Genomic DNA, 257 nt, shown 5'->3' on the forward strand with positions numbered 1-257 from the left:
GTGCAAGTAAGCGGCCTGCTTGGGCAGGCGCAAGCTGAACAGGAACGCCACCGCCATCATCGCGGTGACATACCAGTAGAAACTGTTTTCCATGCCGATGGACTTCAGTCCCAACGCGACCACTTCCGCCGAACCGCCGAACACCGCGTTGGCCACCGCATAGGCCAGGCCTACGCCCAGGGCACGCACCTGAGGCGGGAACATCTCCGCTTTGACCAGGCCGCTGATGGAGGTATAGAAGCTGACGATTGCCAGCC

Annotated in this window: 1 pseudogene; it reads right to left on the minus strand. The window is 61.5% G+C overall.

From position 1 onward, the window contains the following. Positions 1-257 (minus strand): annotated as a pseudogene (locus AC0L3U_RS39685) (alpha-ketoglutarate permease); the annotation flags it as partial.

Source organism: Bradyrhizobium sp. Kon69, assembly GCF_055807515.1.